The organism is Endobacterium cereale (assembly GCF_009617585.1).
Lineage (GTDB): Bacteria > Pseudomonadota > Alphaproteobacteria > Rhizobiales > Rhizobiaceae > Neorhizobium > Neorhizobium cereale.
In genome coordinates, this window is sequence record NZ_WIXI01000044.1 from 34,545 (window position 1) to 51,498 (window position 16,954).

At 60.0% G+C, this 16,954-nt stretch carries 15 protein-coding genes; 8 read left to right on the plus strand and 7 right to left on the minus strand.

From position 1 onward, the window contains the following. Nucleotides 1-230: 230 nt before the first annotated feature. From GAO09_RS13930 to GAO09_RS13960, 7 genes are all read left to right on the plus strand, one after another. On the plus strand, nucleotides 231-1,364 hold the full coding sequence (locus GAO09_RS13930; protein ID WP_153354621.1) for an ABC transporter ATP-binding protein: 1,134 nt from the start codon (nucleotides 231-233) through the stop codon (nucleotides 1,362-1,364). Nucleotides 1,365-1,401: 37 nt separating this feature from the next. Then, nucleotides 1,402-2,535: an ABC transporter substrate-binding protein gene (locus tag GAO09_RS13935; RefSeq protein WP_153354622.1), complete on the plus strand. Its 1,134-nt coding sequence runs from the start codon at nucleotides 1,402-1,404 to the stop codon at nucleotides 2,533-2,535. A gap of 192 nt (nucleotides 2,536-2,727) precedes the next feature. Beyond that, nucleotides 2,728-3,549 (plus strand): ABC transporter permease, encoded by an 822-nt coding sequence (locus tag GAO09_RS13940; RefSeq protein WP_153354623.1) that lies wholly within the window; start codon nucleotides 2,728-2,730, stop codon nucleotides 3,547-3,549. Beyond that, the gene (locus tag GAO09_RS13945) at nucleotides 3,546-4,370 is read left to right on the plus strand and encodes an ABC transporter permease (RefSeq protein WP_153354624.1); all 825 of its coding nucleotides are present in this window, start codon (nucleotides 3,546-3,548) and stop codon (nucleotides 4,368-4,370) included. The genes GAO09_RS13940 and GAO09_RS13945 overlap by 4 nt, the downstream gene beginning before the upstream one ends. A gap of 7 nt (nucleotides 4,371-4,377) precedes the next feature. Then, nucleotides 4,378-5,421, plus strand: a complete 1,044-nt coding sequence (locus GAO09_RS13950; RefSeq protein ID WP_235938147.1) for a LacI family DNA-binding transcriptional regulator — start codon at nucleotides 4,378-4,380, stop codon at nucleotides 5,419-5,421. Between the two features lie 104 nt (nucleotides 5,422-5,525). After that, entirely contained in the window at nucleotides 5,526-5,822 is a 297-nt protein-coding gene (locus tag GAO09_RS13955; protein WP_153354625.1) for a hypothetical protein, read from the plus strand. 131 nt (nucleotides 5,823-5,953) lie between these two features. Then, on the plus strand, nucleotides 5,954-6,151 hold the full coding sequence (locus GAO09_RS13960) for a hypothetical protein (protein ID WP_153354626.1): 198 nt from the start codon (nucleotides 5,954-5,956) through the stop codon (nucleotides 6,149-6,151). Between the two features lie 78 nt (nucleotides 6,152-6,229). Here the strand turns inward: GAO09_RS13960 and GAO09_RS13965 are convergent, their stop codons facing one another. Together GAO09_RS13965 and GAO09_RS13970 are read right to left on the minus strand one after the other, a co-directional pair. Next, the gene (locus tag GAO09_RS13965; protein ID WP_153354627.1) at nucleotides 6,230-6,727 is read right to left on the minus strand and encodes an MgtC/SapB family protein; all 498 of its coding nucleotides are present in this window, start codon (nucleotides 6,725-6,727) and stop codon (nucleotides 6,230-6,232) included. Nucleotides 6,728-6,816: 89 nt separating this feature from the next. Further along, nucleotides 6,817-8,067, minus strand: coding sequence for an AGE family epimerase/isomerase (locus GAO09_RS13970; RefSeq protein ID WP_153354628.1), 1,251 nt, complete (start codon nucleotides 8,065-8,067; stop codon nucleotides 6,817-6,819). Nucleotides 8,068-8,252: 185 nt separating this feature from the next. On the opposite strand from GAO09_RS13970, the gene metH reads away from it, so the two are divergent. Beyond that, entirely contained in the window at nucleotides 8,253-12,020 is a 3,768-nt protein-coding gene (gene metH / locus GAO09_RS13975; protein WP_324184680.1) for a methionine synthase, read from the plus strand. Nucleotides 12,021-12,329: 309 nt separating this feature from the next. Here the strand turns inward: metH and GAO09_RS13985 are convergent, their stop codons facing one another. From GAO09_RS13985 to GAO09_RS14005, 5 genes are all read right to left on the minus strand, one after another. Further along, complete coding sequence (locus GAO09_RS13985; protein WP_153354630.1) at nucleotides 12,330-13,220, minus strand: phosphotransferase; 891 nt, start codon at nucleotides 13,218-13,220, stop codon at nucleotides 12,330-12,332. 56 nt (nucleotides 13,221-13,276) lie between these two features. After that, a complete protein-coding gene (locus tag GAO09_RS13990) occupies nucleotides 13,277-13,867 on the minus strand; it encodes a DAK2 domain-containing protein (protein WP_153354631.1) in 591 nt (196 codons plus the stop codon). A gap of 324 nt (nucleotides 13,868-14,191) precedes the next feature. Further along, on the minus strand, nucleotides 14,192-15,253 hold the full coding sequence (locus GAO09_RS13995) for an ABC transporter ATP-binding protein (protein WP_153354632.1): 1,062 nt from the start codon (nucleotides 15,251-15,253) through the stop codon (nucleotides 14,192-14,194). Between the two features lie 11 nt (nucleotides 15,254-15,264). Continuing rightward, nucleotides 15,265-16,053 carry an ABC transporter permease gene (locus tag GAO09_RS14000; RefSeq protein WP_153354633.1) on the minus strand — a complete coding sequence of 263 codons (789 nt, stop codon included), beginning with the start codon at nucleotides 16,051-16,053 and terminating at the stop codon, nucleotides 15,265-15,267. 10 nt (nucleotides 16,054-16,063) lie between these two features. Then, the gene (locus GAO09_RS14005; RefSeq protein WP_153354634.1) at nucleotides 16,064-16,939 is read right to left on the minus strand and encodes an ABC transporter permease; all 876 of its coding nucleotides are present in this window, start codon (nucleotides 16,937-16,939) and stop codon (nucleotides 16,064-16,066) included. Nucleotides 16,940-16,954: the final 15 nt, after the last annotated feature.

Below are 16,954 nucleotides of genomic sequence, written 5' to 3' on the forward strand. Positions count from 1 at the left end.
CCGCTCCCCCCATTTCTGACGGGTTATGTAGGTGCGATGTTGCCCTTCTGCATCAGTGCCGATGGCCGGAAAATCGCTGATCACGCCGAATTATCGGCTGTCTCCATTCACTCCGGCGTCTTCTTAAGGCCCAGGCCGCGCTCTATCCCGAGCCAGTGTCATCCGCTTGTAAAAATCGCACTCTAAAGAAGCTCTCATAGCGATTGCACGCCTGTGCAACGGGGGCAAATATGAGTGGTGACGGGTTTCTTCAACTGCGTGGCGTGGCCAGCCGGTATGGCCAGACGCGGGTCCTGAAGGACATCGATCTTTCGATCGGCAAGGGTGAGTTTGTAGCGCTGCTGGGCTCTTCCGGCTGTGGCAAGACTACGCTTCTGCGAGTCATCGCCGGTTTCATCGAGCCGTCCGACGGGCAGGTCACTGTGGATGGTCGCGACATCACTCGTCATCAGCCGGACAAGCGCGGCATGGCGCTGGTTTTCCAGTCCTACGCGCTGTGGCCGCATATGACGGTGGCGCAGAATATCGGTTATGGCCTCAAGCTGCGCGGTATTTCTCGCGAAGAGATTACGCGACGTGTTTTGGAGATGGCGGCCATGCTCGGTCTTGCCGGTCTTGAGGAACGCAAGCCTGCAAACCTCTCCGGTGGTCAGCGGCAGCGTGTGGCGCTCGGGCGGGCGCTCGCTATCGATCCTGAAATCCTTCTGCTCGATGAGCCGCTGTCGAACCTTGATGCACGCATCCGCCTGAGCGTTCGCCATGAGTTGCGGGCCTTGCAGAAACGGCTTGGGATTACCGCTGTCCACGTCACCCACGATCGCGAAGAAGCGATGGTAATGGCTGACCGGATCGTCATTCTCGATGGCGGCCGCATTGCCCAGCAGGGTTCGCCGGAAGAGGTTTATAACCGGCCGGCATCCTCTTTCGTTGCCGCCTTCATGGGGGCGGAAAATCTGCTCGAACTCGACGGTGTTCGCGACGGCGAAATTTTTGTCTTGCAGCCGGGCGCTGCGGGCGAGGGCGGTTCGGTGCCGGTTGCCGGACGCGCTCTCGAAAGCGGTGCCGTAGAGGCGCGGTTTCGGCCGGAAGCGGCACGGCTGACGGATATCGACGCGGCCGCCAGCCAGCCCGGTGTGCGCTTCTTCGGTGAAGTGATGTCCGTTTCCTATCCCGGCGGCCATTGGCGCCATGCGGTCAAGGTCGGCGGTCGCGAGATCATGGCCGATGCCGACCGTGCTTTTACGCCCGGTCAGCCGGTTGCCGTCTTCGTGCCGGCCGAGACGCTGTTCCTGTTCAATACGCCTTCGGGCGCACCTGTTTCCCGTCCCGGTTTGCTGCCGGAGGCGGTGAAAATTCCAGCCTGACTTTTCTCTGATCCGACTTCAATCTCTGGAGAGAACCATGAAGAGATTTTCCTACGCTGCCATCGCCGTCACGCTCGCTGCCTTCCCCGTCAAGGCGGCCGAACTTACGGTTGCCACCGCCGGCGACCAGAACATGGTCGATTACATCAACCAGTATCTTGGCCCGTTGTTTGAAAAGACCTATCCGGGCAACACGGTGCGCGCCATCGGCACCGGCCCTGGCGACAGCGGCTCGCAGAAGCTGCTGGAGCGCTTTGATGCGCAGGCCGCTGCCAAGTCTGAAAAGTGGGATGTCGACGTTGCCGTCGTCCACGAAAAGTTCGTCGGCCCGATGGTCACCAAGAACTACCTCGACAAATATCGCGGCGACATCGACACCGGCAAGCTGGTCACTCGCGGCAATGCCAAGATGGCGCTCGGTACCAATGTCGACGGTTACGTCATGCCGATGTTCAACAGCCAGACGGCGATCGCCTACAATCCGGACCTCGTTCCGAACCCGCCAAAGTCCTACAAGGAACTGGCCGACTGGGCCAAGGCGCATCCAAAACAGTTCGGTTATAACGGCATCAAGGGCGGCGCTTCCGGCGTGTCCTTCGTCATGGGCTGGATCTACGCCTTTGGCGATACCGACGCCAACACGCTGATGAACGGCCCGTTCAACCCCGATGATACCAAGAAGTGGGACGGCGCCTTCAAGAGCCTTGCAGACTTCACCACCAATGCGACGCTGACGCCGGGCAATGCCGGCACGCTCGACCTTCTGTCGCGCGGTGAAATCGCCATGGGTCCGGTCTGGGTCGACATGTTCTATTCGTGGCAGGCCAGCGGCCAGCTGCCGCCGACCATGAAGCTGGTTCTGCCGGCTCCGGGCATGCCGGGCCAGCCGATGCATTACGTCATCCCTGAAAAGACAGCCCAGAAGGAACTGGCCGAAAAGTTCGTGGCACTTGCCACCAGCCCGAAGGTACAGGCCGAAGGTATCGTCAAGCGCTTCAACTGGTATCCGGGCATCGACGCCGACAAGGTCAAGGCCGAACTCGACGACGCCACCTGGAACAAGCTGTTCGTCGACATCTCGCCGGCGGACCTTGCCGAAAAGGGCAAGCCTTTCCCGATCGCGCCTTATAACTCGGCGATCCTCGAGGCTTACGAGAAGTCGGTGAAGTAACGGTCGTTACGGCTTCGGCTTTGCCCCTCATCCGCCTGCCTCTCGGTCTTCGCGCGACCATGAGGGGGCACGTTCCCTCTCCCCATTTGCGGGGAGAGGGAGAGCCGGAAATCTGCTCTCCGGGTGAGGGGCAAGCTTCAAGCACATCGGCCAACCGTCCAGCAGAACATTCAGGCTCCAGCGAGCAAACCCATGTCCAGACGTCTCCTCGGTCTATTCCTCGTCCTTCCCGCTCTCGCCGTGATCGCGCTGCTGTTCATCCTGCCGCTGATCATGTCGGCTGTCGGCGCATTTCAGGTGGACGGTTCGTTCGGCTGGGGCAATTTCACCAAAACCTTCGATCTCTACACGAAGGACATCATCTTCACCGTCGTTATCGTTTCGCTGTCGACTGCGCTGATCGGCCTCGCCTCGATCGCCATCGGTGGATACCTGACGCTCGGCAACAATCCGGTTGCCGTCTCCATCCTTCGCTTCCTTTATCGCTGGCCGATGTTCATTCCCTTCATCGTCGTCGGGCAGTTGATGCGCACGTTCCTGTCCAAGAACGGCATGATGAACAACACCGCCGTCAGCCTCGGGCTGATGACGCCGCTCGATACGGTGAGCTTTCTCGACTGGCGCGGCATCGTGTTCGCCTTCGTGTGGAAGCAGACGCCGTTCGTGGCGTTGCTGGTGGCCGGTGCGATGGCTTCGCTCAACCGCGATACCATAGAGGCGGCGCGCAATCTCGGCGCCTCCAAATTGCGGGTGCTGTTCGAAATCATCGTACCGCAAGTGGCGGTGACGCTGACCGTCGGCCTGATCCTCTCCTTCGTCACCATGATGTCGGTTCTGTCGGTGCCGTTGATGATCAACGCCCAGACGCCGACCATGCTGACCGCCGACATCGCTTTCCGCGTCAATGCCTATGGCGATTACGGCGTCGCCAACGCGCTCGGGTTGATCTCGCTGGTGCTCGCCTCGTCGGTCGCCTGGATCTATCTCCGCATCAGCCTGAAGGAGCGGACATGACCGCCTTGCGCAACAATCTGTCCGCCCTCTGGTGGGTGCCGCGTGGCATCATATTTGGACTGCTGGCCTTCTTCATCTTCGGCCCGCTGTTCAACATGCTGCTCTGGACCGTCACGGAAAAATGGTATTTTCCGCACACGTTCCCGCTCGAATACGGTTTCAGCTCCTGGGAAAAAGTGTTCGCGCCACGTGGCGGAGCGCTGGAATCGCTCGGTAACTCGCTGGTCGTGGCGCTGCTGACCGTGGCCGTGGCTTTGGCCTTGGCGATCCCTGCCGGTTATGCGCTGGCACGACTGAAGCTGCCGTTGCGGGGCGTCATCCTGCTTGCCTTCCTGATCCCGCAGGCGTTTCCGAACCTGACGGTCTACGTCAACATCGCGCGCATCTTTTACGAGATCGGCCTCAACGGCACGATCCCCGGCGTGGTGCTGGTGCATGTATCGCACGGCCTCGTTTATGCCGTCTGGATCGCCACCGCCGCCTTTTCAGCCATCGACCCGGAACTAGAGCAAGCGGCGCGCAATATCGGCGCAGGGCCGCTACGCACATTTCGCGACGTGACCCTGCCGCTGGCCGCCCCCGGCCTGATGGCGAGCGCCATCTTCGTGTTCCTCGAAAGCCTTGATGAATTCACCGGCAGCTTTTTCGTCGGCGCGCCTGACGTCAACATGCTGCCGCTGCTTCTCTACACCACCGCTTCCGGTGGCAATTACCAGATCGCTTCCATCACTGCCCTTCTGCTTCTCGTGCCCTCGCTGGTATTCATGCTGGTGGTGGAGCGCTTTTTGAAAGCCGACGTGCTGTCGCGCGTCGGACAATGAGGTTGCCATGACCGAAGACGCCAAACAGAATTCGCGCATGCGCTTTGTCAGTGCGCAGCAGGTGGCGGAACTGGCGGGGGTTTCCCGCTCGGCCGTGTCGCGTACCTTCACCAAGGGGGCGAGCGTTGCGCCCGCCACCCGGGAAAAGGTGCTGGCAGCGGCAAAGTCGCTCGGTTACCACGTCAACGATCTGGCGCGCGGCGTCCTCAACAACCAGAGCCGTCTGGTCGGCATCGTGGCGATGAAACCGGAACTCGGTTTTCGTGCGCATCTGACGGCGGCGCTGGCCAAGGCGCTGATCCGGCGCGGCAGTATTCCTATCCTCATCAATACCGGGCAGACGGAAGCCGAACTGCTGGCTGCCCAGAAAATGCTGATCGGGCATAGGGCCGAGGCAACGATCGTGCTGTCCGGTTCGCCACCGGCGGCATTCTTCGAGGAAGCGCAGCGCAATGGCCAGCCGCTGGTGATGATCGGCCGCTCGGAAACCGATGCCGACCATGTGCGCGCCGGCAATGCCGAGGCTTCCACCGATGCCGCGGAAGCGTTTGCTGGTGCGGGGCGCAGATATCTGGCGGTCGCCACATCTTCGTCCGGTACGCCGGCAATTCGCGAGCGCGAGACGGCTTTCGTGACGGCGGCGCAGGCTGCGGGCTGTCGCACCTCGGTTGCCGAGGGCGGACAGGAGTCGGATTATATGACCGGGCTGGCTGCTGGACGAAAACTGTTCGCCGGTAACGATTACCCGGATGCGGTATTCTGCACCAACGATCTGATCGCCTTTGGCGTGATCGATCATCTGCGCAAGGAGCGCGGCTTGCGGGTGCCGGAAGACGTGGCCGTCATCGGCTTCGACGATGTGCCGGAAGCGGCCTGGCTGAGTTTCAGGCTGACCACGTTTCGGCAGGATCCTATCGTGATGGCCGATCGCGCCGTGGAACTGTTGCAGCGACGGATCGACAATCCCGATGCGCCGCCATTCCAGGAACGCGTGATCCCTGAACTGGTGGTGCGCGACAGTTTCTGGCCGGTTCTTGGCAATTCTGGCTAAACGCCGCCGCAAGCTTCGGTCAGGCAAGGGCAGGCTAACAAGGTGGCCAATACCCGAATCTGTCCTGACGGAGTTCCATGGAAAGCGCCAACCAGAATTATCGCGTGACCGCCGCCAATGCCCTGGTGGCGGAACTGACGCTGGCAGCCGGGTCGATCGGAGAGATGAAGCAGCATCAGCGCAAGATCCTTGTTGCGCGCGCTGCGGCGGCGATCGAAACCCAACGTGAATTGCTGGATATGGGTGAGGGCGCGGTGTCGTTGCCGACGGGAATCGTTTCTGATCTCGCCATGCTGCGACGGGAATCGGCAAGCTTGCCGGACGCATTGGCGGCGCAGATTTTGCGGCAGGTCGCCGATGAAATCCGCCGTCTTGCAGGTCTTGTTAAGCACACGATCTAACATTTTCGTCAAATGTCGCTTCTGACATGGTTCCGTTAAATTTAATGGTTAATTTATTAACTTCCACTGGAGGAGAGTGGGGAACCGAAACGCTGGAGGCGCGTTTCAATCGGCACACGGGAGAGATAATCATGTTCTTTAGCAGACCTGCCATCACCGAACCCGCAACGGACGACATTTCGGCCACCGGCACCTTTGCCGACGGACTGCTGCAACTGACCGAAAAAGAACTGGCAGAGTTTGCTCGCAAGGATTTTTCCGGCGCCTCCTTCAAGCGTGATTATGGCTCAGCGCGCCGCGTCTCCGAATGCCGGGTCGCGCTCGTCTGATCCATTAAGTCAACTGGATTTCCAAGGCGTCTGTCGGCAACGGCGGGCGCCTTTCGTTTGTCTCAATGATGCAAGTGCTCAGTCGTCCCTGACATCGTCCTTGATGCCCAGTGCGACTTCACTGTGGCGCACCAGCCATAGCACGACGATTCCTGCGAAGGTGGCGACCGCTGCGATCAGCCAAAGACCCAAGCCGACGCTGAGCCCTATGGCGCCGGAGAGCCACATGCTGGCGCCGGTCGTCAGTCCCTGAACGGAGCCGCGCGTGAAGACGACCACACCGGCCGCCAGAAAAGCGATGCCACCGGTCACGGCTTCGATCAGGCGGATCGGATCCATGCGCATGGCATCATTGGCGGGTGCGAGGTTGTTAGTGATGTGGAGAGTGACCAGCGTGAAGATGGTTACTGACAGGCCGATCAGCATGTTGGTCCGAAGGCCGGCCATGTTTTTGTTGATGCGCCGCTCGAGACCGATCAGGCCACAAAGCGCCATGGCTCCGAACATGCGGGTGAAGAGGATCAGCGGGCTTACGGGGCTTTCATGCGAAAACTCTTCGGCAAGCGCCTGCAGCATAACGGTGTTCTCCATTTTTGTTGATGGAGAACACGCGAGCGTGGTGGTGGTTCCCGCAACGTGAAGCACGGGAACCACGTCTTGCAAGATCAGCGTTTGCCGGCTTCCAGAATGCCGCGTGTGACACTGCCGGTGGCCGGATAAAGCGGGATCAGGCAGGCCTGCAGGGCGTGGTAGATATCGCCCTTGCCCGGAAACAGATCGTGCGACGGGATGAGATCCTCGGTCAGTTCCTCGTGCCAACCGCCATGTCTGTGGTCGATGAAGCGGCGTTCGATGACATTCCAAATCTTGCGATAGCTTTCCTCATGGAAGTCGGAAGGCAGGTGCTCGTTGAGGAAGTGTGACGCACCGGCGCCTTCGCAGGCTGGCCACCACAGCTTGTTGCGCTTCTCCGGCTTGTCGTCCCAATCGAGCGTGTAGAAGAAACCGCCCTTGTCCATGTCCCAGCCAAGCGCCATCGACTGCGCAAAAAGCTCGCGCGCCGCTTCTGGCATCCATTCATGCTTTTTGTCACCGAGGACCCAGAGCTGTAGGATGAGGCGCGCCCATTCCAGCCAGTGGCCGGGCGTGGTGCCGGCTGGGCGGAACATTTCGTTTTCGTGGTAATAGGCCTTGTCGATGGCCCACGACGTGTCGAAATGCTCGGCGACGCGCCAGTCCACCGAACCGGCGGAGCGGCGGATGATCAGGTCGGAAATGCGTTCGGCCTTGCGCAGATATTCCGCGTCGCCCGTCGCCTCGAAGGCGGCCATCAGCGCTTCGGTCAAATGCATGTTGGAATTCTGGCCGCGATAATTGCCGCCATCGAGTGGCTGCCAGTCCGGCGTGAACTCTTCGCGGATGGCGCCGTGGTCCTCGTCCCAGAATTTCGCGTTGATGACTTCGGTGATGTCCGCGAGCATCTGGTCCGCCAGCGGATGGCCGACGAGTTTGGCCGAGGAAGCGGCGAGCAGAACGAAGGCATGGCCGTAACCCTGCTTGTTGGCATCTACGGGGCCGTTATCGTTCAGTGACCAGAAGTAGCCGCCGTTCGTGGCGTCGCGGTGGTGGTTCCAGAGATAGTCCATGCCGTGATCGACGACATCATACGCACCCGGGCGCCCGAGCAGGGTGCCGATGGCAAAACAATGCACGGCGCGGGCGGCGATATGGATGCTGCGGATCTGACCTTTGGCATCAAGCGGTTTGCCAAAATCATCGAGATCGAAGAAGCCGCCTTTGGGGTTGATGGAATTGTGCTGGAAGAAGCTGAAAAGCCCATTGGCCTGTGCAGTCAGCCAATCGCGATGATAGGGGCGGCTCGTCCAGTTGCCGAGGTCGCGATCTGCCAATGCCATGAAGTTCCTCCAATTTCGTGCACAACAATTTGTCGAATGCCTATATAGGGCAGCCATGAGTCTGTCATCGGCCCGCTTTGGGGAATTGATGGCGAAAGGCCCATATAACATTCGTCATATATTGACATAAAGATATCTTTATGTGATCTGGATACTTGAAATCTGCAAGGTCAAGGGAGTGCGCCGTGTTCGACAATGTTTTCGGTCCTGAAGGGACAGTCCGCGACGGCAACGAAGTATTCGCGGCGCTGCGCAAGGCGGCCAGCGAACGCATCCTCGTGCTTGACGGCGCCATGGGCACGCAGATCCAGGGGCTCGGCTTCGATGAGGACCAGTTCCGCGGCCACCGTTTCATCGGCTGCGCCTGCCATCAGCAGGGCAATAACGACCTACTGATCCTCACCCAGCCCCAGGCGATCGAGGATATTCATTATCGTTACGCCATGGCCGGGGCGGACATTCTCGAAACCAACACCTTCTCCTCGACCCGCATCGCGCAGGCCGATTACGAGATGGAAGGCGCTGTTTACGACCTCAACAAGGAAGGCGCGGAAATCGTGCGCCGCGCCTGCCAGCGCGCCGAGCGCGAGGATGGCAAGCGCCGTTTTGTGGCTGGTGCCATCGGCCCGACCAACCGCACTGCCTCGATTTCGCCGGATGTGAACAACCCCGGTTACCGCGCAGTTTCCTTTGACGAATTGCGCATCGCGTACGGCGAACAGATCGACGGTTTGATCGATGGCGGCGCCGATATCATCCTGATCGAAACCATCTTTGACACGCTGAACGCCAAGGCGGCGATCTTCGCCTGCAACGAGCGTTTCGAGGCCAAGGGTATCACCCTGCCGGTGATGATTTCCGGCACGATCACCGACCTTTCCGGCCGCACGCTGTCCGGCCAGACGCCGACTGCCTTCTGGGATTCGGTCAGCCATTCCAACCCGTTTACAATAGGCCTCAACTGCGCCCTCGGTGCAGACGCCATGCGTCCGCATCTGCAGGAACTGTCGGCCGTTGCCGATACCTTCATCTGCGCCTATCCGAATGCCGGCCTGCCGAACGAGTTCGGCCAGTATGACGAAACGCCGGAAATCATGGCGCGTCAGGTCGAGGGTTTTGCGAGCGAAGGCCTCGTCAACATCGTCGGAGGTTGCTGCGGTTCTACGCCGGACCATATCCGTGCGATTGCTCAAGCGGTCGCAAAACACAAGCCGCGCCCGATCCCGGAACACAAGCCTTTCATGTCGCTGTCGGGTCTCGAACCCTTTACGCTCACCAATGATATCCCGTTCGTCAACGTCGGCGAGCGCACCAACGTCACCGGTTCGGCAAAATTCCGCAAGCTGATCACGGCTGGCGATTACACCGCCGCGCTCGCTGTCGCCCGCGACCAGGTGGAGAACGGCGCGCAGGTCATCGACATCAACATGGACGAAGGCCTGATCGATTCTGAGAAGGCGATGGTCGAGTTCCTGAACCTGATCGCCGCCGAGCCGGATATCGCCCGTGTGCCGATCATGATCGATAGCTCGAAATTCGAGATCATCGAGGCAGGCCTGAAATGCGTGCAGGGCAAGTCGATCGTCAACTCGATCTCGCTGAAGGAAGGCGAGGAAAACTTTGTCCGTCAGGCAAAGCTGGTGCGCTCCTATGGTGCGGCCGTCGTCGTCATGGCTTTCGACGAGACGGGGCAGGCGGATACCTATGAGCGCAAGGTCGAGATCTGCTCGCGCGCCTACAGGATCCTGACCGAGCAGGCGGGTTTCCCGCCGGAAGACATCATCTTCGATCCGAACGTCTTCGCGGTCGCCACCGGTATCGAGGAACACAACAATTACGGCGTCGACTTCATTGAGGCGACCCGCACCATCCGCGATAGAATGCCGCTCGTGCATATTTCCGGCGGCGTTTCCAACCTGTCCTTCTCGTTCCGCGGCAATGAACCGGTGCGCGAGGCGATGCATGCCGTGTTCCTCTACCACGCCATTCAGGCGGGCATGGACATGGGCATCGTCAATGCCGGTCAGTTGGCCGTCTACGACCAGATCGATGCGGAACTGCGCGAAGCCTGCGAGGACGTGGTGCTGAACCGACGTGCCGACGGCACCGAGCGTCTTCTTGAGGTCGCTGAGCGTTTTCGCGGTGGTCCGGGCCGTGAGGCCAAGGTGCAGGATCTTTCCTGGCGCGAACGCTCTGTGGAAGAGCGTATCTCGCATGCGCTGGTCAATGGCATTACCGAATATATCGAGGCCGATACGGAGGAGGCGCGCCTGCAAGCCGAGCGTCCGCTGCATGTCATCGAAGGCCCGCTGATGGCTGGCATGAACGTGGTCGGCGATCTGTTCGGTTCCGGCAAAATGTTCCTGCCACAGGTGGTGAAATCCGCCCGCGTGATGAAGCAGGCTGTGGCCGTGCTTCTGCCTTACATGGAAGAGGAAAAGCGTCTTAACGGCGACGACCAGCGCAAGGCTGCCGGCAAGATCTTGATGGCGACCGTGAAGGGTGATGTCCACGATATCGGCAAGAACATCGTCGGTGTGGTTTTGGCCTGCAACAACTACGAGATCATCGATCTTGGCGTCATGGTGCCGGCAACAAAGATCCTTGAGACGGCGATTGCCGAAAAGGTCGATGTCATCGGGCTTTCCGGCCTGATCACCCCGTCGCTGGACGAGATGGTGCATGTGGCCGCCGAAATGCAGCGGCAGGGTTTTGACATTCCGCTTCTGATCGGTGGCGCCACCACCAGCCGTGTCCATACGGCCGTCAAAATCCATCCGGGTTATGACAAGGGCCAGACGGTCTATGTCACCGATGCATCACGTGCCGTTGGCGTCGTGTCGAACCTGCTGTCGGAGGATGGCCGCGAGACCTATGTGGCCGATATCCGTGCCGAATACGCCAAGGTGGCTGCAGCCCATGCCCGCTCGGAAGCCGACAAGGTTCGTCTGCCGCTGAGCCGCGCCCGCGAAAATGCGCAGAAGGTGGATTGGGACGCCTACACTCCCGTAAAACCGCAGTTCTTCGGTACGAAAGTGTTCGAGAGCTACGATCTTGCGGAACTGGCAAAATACATCGACTGGACGCCTTTCTTCCAGACCTGGGAGTTGAAGGGGCGTTACCCGGCCATTCTCGAAGACGAGAAGCAGGGTGAGGCGGCGCGTCAGCTTTATGCCGACGCACAGGCGATGCTGAAAAAGATCATCGACGAAAACTGGTTCCGTCCGCGTGCTGTCATCGGTTTCTGGCCGGCGAATACCGTGGGTGACGATATCCGCGTCTACACCGATGAAAGCCGTACAGAGGAGGCTGCCACCTTCTTCACGCTGCGCCAGCAGCTATCGAAGCGTGATGGCCGTCCGAACGTGGCGATGTCGGACTTCGTTGCACCGGTCGACAGCGGCAAGGGCGATTATGTCGGCGGTTTCGTCGTCACGGCCGGTATCGAGGAAGTGGCGATTGCTGAGCGTTTTGAACGCGCCAACGACGACTATTCGTCGATCCTCGTCAAGGCGCTGGCCGACCGTTTTGCCGAAGCCTTTGCCGAACACATGCACCAGCGCGTCCGCAAGGAGTTCTGGGGTTATGCGCCGGATGAGACTTTGGGCAATGACGACCTGATCCACGAGGAATATGCTGGTATCCGCCCGGCACCGGGTTATCCGGCTCAGCCCGATCATACGGAAAAGGATACGCTGTTCCGCCTGCTCGATGCGACGGAAGCAACTGGCGTGATCCTCACGGAAAGCTACGCCATGTGGCCGGGTTCGTCGGTCTCCGGCCTTTATATCGGTCACCCGGACAGCTACTATTTTGGCGTCGCCAAGGTGGAGCGAGATCAGGTGCAGGATTATGCCGCCCGCAAGGGCATGGCAGTCGAAGAGGTCGAGCGTTGGCTCGGGCCGGTGCTGAATTATGTGCCGCAGGGCACAAAAAAGGATGAGGCGGCCTGATCTGCTTCGTTGGAACTATGAGGCAGGCGGAGCCGACGTGGTTTCAGTCCTGCAATAAGTGATGAAGGAGGGTGAAAACCCTCCTTTTCGCGTGATGACGAGTGGAAATATATTCGCCGTCATCCCAGCCTTGTGCCGGGATCCAGCAGCCGCGCATCTGCGCGGCGGAAGAGTCTTTTCAGCCCAAAGACTTGGGCTGGCTGGATTCCTGTGACAGGCACAGGAATGACGCAGAGGAAATTATCATCCCGACATCAGCATATATCGCTATCTTCAGCCGTCGGGCATTCTGCTCACAATGATGCCTTTTTACGGCACCCGCAGCAATCCCAGCCGATCCAGCGTCAGTCGACACTGCCGGCACAGGGCCTCGTTGCGGCCACCGCGATAATAGCTGAGTGCGATGACGGCGCCGTAAAGCGCCCAGCCTTCCGCGCGCAGCCAGTCCGCATCCGATAAGTTGAGAGCCTTGCGAAAATGATCGCGAGCGGTGGGATCGATAAAGACCCATGCGGTGGCATAATCGGCGGCCGGATCGCCGACGGCGGCTAGCCCCCAGTCGAGAACACCGTGGAGACGGCCATCGCGGGCAAGCAGATTGTCTGCCTTCAGGTCGCCATGCAGCCACACGGCCCGTTCGGGCAAGGGCAGGGCGCAGGCGCGTTTCCAGAGGGCGTGTGCCGCTTCGCTGTCGATCTCGTCGGCGAGAATGTCGATTGCCGGCAGGGTGACAGGTGAAAGCTCGTCAAGAGCGACGCCACGGCGATGGTTGGCCGGGCCGGAACGCGGTGCACCGACCGTGTCTTTCAGGTGTAGGGCCGACAGGAAGGCGGCGAGATCGTCTGCCGCCTGAAGCGGGTTGGAAATCTTGTCGGGTGTGGCGAGATCGCCTTCCAGCCAGTCGAAAATGCCGAAATCGATCGACTGGCCGACATCGGCTTTGCCGCGATACCGCAGGTCCGGCACGGCGAGCGGCAGGCCTTGCATATGCGGCAGCCAGTCGAGTTCCTTGGCCGTGGCCGCAACGGATTCCCGGCGGCGTGGCAGCCGTAGTAAAAGGTCATCGCCGAGCCGGTAAAGAGCATTGTCCGTGCCGGAAGAGGCGAGGCGTTCGCAGGCCAGGTGGGACCATTGCGGCGTGTGATCCGCAATCAATTGTCGAACAAGGGTTTCGGGCAGAAAAATATCGTCATCATGCATGACATGACGTTAGGTGAGGCATGTGACACCCGCATGGCGCGAGTGCGGGCAAAAATTCAGTTTTCCTGGCTCAATGCATCGCGCATCGCACGAATGACGAGGATGGAAGAGAGCTCACCGGCACCCGGCTTTGGAAAACCCTCCGGCTGCTCTTCTGCCGCCTCGGTAGCGGCCTGCAGACAGGCGGACAGCTTGCCACCGGCAGCGGATTCGATGGCATAGGCTTTGGACGCTCGCAGCCAGACACTGGCGATTTCCGCGCCGCCCGGTTCGCGTTCGGCGTGGTCGCGAAAGCTTGTCGCCATGGCTGAGAATGCACTGCCAAAGTCTTCGGCGAGAATGGAATGCTTGCGCATCAGCGCGCTACCGGCGCGGCGGAATGCGCTGGCGTAAAGACGGGGGGCGACGCCCGGAATGGTCAGAAGCGTTTCAGCGGCGAGATCGAAATAGCGGCCGGGTGTCCATTCGGAAGGTTCAAGGCCAGCAAGTTCGGCTTCGATCGCGTCGAACATGTCCGGCGTCACGGCACCGTGGTCGCCACGGCCCTCACGGTCGGTCAGGCGCACCAGCCGGTGGCTGTTTTCGTTGATCGCCACCGCAATCTCGGAAAACATCTCGATGATTGAAACGCTGTCGGTGTTCCGCATGAAACCCTGCCTTTCTTTCCTGTGCCCTTATCCGGTCTCTCAAAAAGTTTTTGGCTTGGCAAGGGTAGAAACGCCCCAAAAACGAGCGGGTTAGCGGAGCAGGCGAGCGTGGCGGTGCTGTTCAGCCAGCTCAATTATTGTGCGCTGCCGCATCCTTCGCACTAGCAAAAAGCCCGGAAAACCGGGCTTTGTGAGCGAGCCTCATGAACGCCTGTATGTGCCGTTTTCCGACATGTTTTCGGCCATTCACGGCCCTTTACGTTTCTTCGCAATCGGTGATCACAAATTGCGGCGCGCGCGCTTTTCCACAAGCACCCGCTAAAATTAATCGCGGATCACCAGCAGGTCGCCGGCCGAAAACCGCAGCGTCACCACCTCGTCCGGGGCAGGCATGATGAGATCCGGCGAGTTGAACATGTCGAAGGAGACGGTGTTCTTGCCAACGGCAATGCGGGTGCGCACCACAGAGCCGAGGAAGTTGGCCGAAACGACCTTGCCGGTCAGCGCGGTATCGCCCTTGGCGCTTTCGGAAAGTGAGCCGGCTTCGGGGCGCAGTGCCAAGGAGATGGTTTCGCCACCGGTCTTGTCGGCAATCGATTCGCGCAGGGCAATCGTCTGGTCGCCGATCATCACCGTTCCCGCTGCCGGATCGACGATCGTTGCCTCGATGATGTTGAGGGTACCAACGAAGGAAGCAACGAAGCGCGTGGTGGGGCGGTTATAGATATCCGACGGCGTACCGATCTGGTCGGCGCGCCCGGCATTCATGACGACGATGCGGTCGGAGATCGACAGGGCCTCTTCCTGGTCATGGGTGACGAAGACTGTGGTGATGCCGAGCTGGCGCTGGATTTGGCGGATCTCTTCACGCAGCGACACGCGGATTTTTGCGTCGAGTGCGGAAAGCGGCTCATCGAGCAGCAGCACCTGCGGTTTTGGCGCAAGCGCACGCGCCAGTGCCACACGCTGTTGCTGGCCGCCGGACATCTGGTAGGGGTAACGGTCGGCGAGGTGCTCGAGGTGGATGAGTTTCAGCATCTCCTTGACGCGCTTTTCGATTTCGGCTTTCGGCATGCCGGCGACCTTGAGGCCGAAGGCGACGTTTTCGAATACCGTCATGTTGGGAAACAGCGCATAGGCCTGAAACACCATGCCGATATTGCGCTGGTTGGGTTTCAGCCGCGTCTGGTCCTGGCCGGCGATATGGATCGTGCCGCCGCTCGGCTGTTCGAAACCGGCGATCATGCGCAGGATGGTGGTCTTGCCGCAGCCGGATGGTCCGAGGAAGGAGATGAACTCGCCCTTTTCGATCGCCATGTTGAAATCATGGACGACCTGGGTCTGGCCAAAGCTCTTCTTGATGTTTGCGAGTGCGAGAAAGGGCATTGGGAAAACCTTTAAGGACGGGACTGTGTCAGCTTGCCGAAGCGCGACACGAGCTGGATGAGGCCCATGGAAAGCCAGGTGATGGCAAAGGCGATGATGGCGAGCGCCGAAGGCTCATAGGCCTTGTTGGCGCCGACCAGCTGAAGATAGGGACCGAAAGCCGGGCGGTTGAGAAGAGCCGCCATGGTGAATTCGCCAATCACGATGGCAAAGGTGATGAAGGCACCCGATAGCACCCCGGACATCACGTTCGGAAAGATGCAGCGGAACATGATGGTCGGCCATTTTGCGCCAAGAATCTCTGCGGCTTCCGTCAGCGTGCGCACATCGATCGTGCGCATGGCGGTATCGACCGAACGATACATGTAGGGCAGTGACAATGTGATGTAGGACATCACCAGCAGGATATTGGTGCCGAGCAGCGATCCGGTGAAGGGAATGTAAGACGCCGAATTGTAGAGCCGCAGGTAACCGAAAACAATGACGATGGCCGGAATGACCAGCGGCATCAGCGTGACGAACTCGACGAAGGGGCGCATTTGCGGCAGGCGCAGGCGGACCCAATAGGCGGTGGGCACCACCAGCAGCATGCCGAACACGATGGTCAGCAGCGCCATCAGCATCGAAAAGCCAAACGTCTGCTGGAATTGCACGTCGGAAAACACCGAGCCGTAGGCATCCAGCGAATATTCGCCACGGCGCATGCGCAGCGAGAATTCGAAAGTGCCGGCCAGCGGCACGAAGAAATAGGTGACACCGACGGCGATGGCGAACCAGGCGAAGAATTTTGTCATCTTCATGCGCGCGTCCTCACTTCTGCCAGCGTTCGGCGCGCATGCGCAGCCAGATATAGAGGACATTGGAAAGGCCGGTAATGACGATCATGCCAAGCGCCAGCGCATAACCGAGATTGGGGTTATGCAGCACGTCGCCGCGGATCTGTGCGTAAAGCAGGATCGGCACGATGTTCAGCGACGCACCGGTCAGCGCATAGGCCGTAGCGATGGCGCCGAAGGCGTTGGCGAACAGGAGAAGCGAGGTTCCGAGCAGGCTCGGCCACAGGATCGGCAGGCCGATCATGCGCCAGTATTGCCAATTGGAGGCGCCGAGGATTTCGGAAGCCTCGCGCCATTCCTTCTTCAATCCGTCCAGCGCCGGCGTCAGGATCAGCACCATCAGCGGGATCTGGAAAAACATGTAGGTGATGGTCAGGCCGAGAAAGGAAAGAAGATTGAAGCCGGTTGAATAGAGATTGAAGCCGAACCAGTCGCGCATCAGCACGGTCACGAGGCCGGTGCGGCCGAGCGTGGCAATGAAGGCGAAAGCGAGCGGGACGCCGGCGAAATTGGAGGCGACACCGGAAAAGGTCAGAAGGCCGGAACGGATCCACGAGGGAAGGCCGCCGAGCACGATTGCCCATGCCAGGAAAAATCCGATCAGCGCGCCACCCAGCGAGGAGGCGAGCGAAACCTTGATCGAGATCCAGTAGGCGGACATGATGGTCGGCGTGAAAAGGTCGGCGATGTTCTGGAAGGTGAACTGACCCTGCGCGTTGAAAAATGCGCCGCTCACCAGATAAAGCGTCGGGACAATCAGGAACATCAGCGCGAAAATCAGGAACGGCGCAATGCCGAGCCAGTCGATGATCGTGCGGCGATCGATGAACGAAGAGGATGCGGTGGACATTCGGCCGCCGTTTCT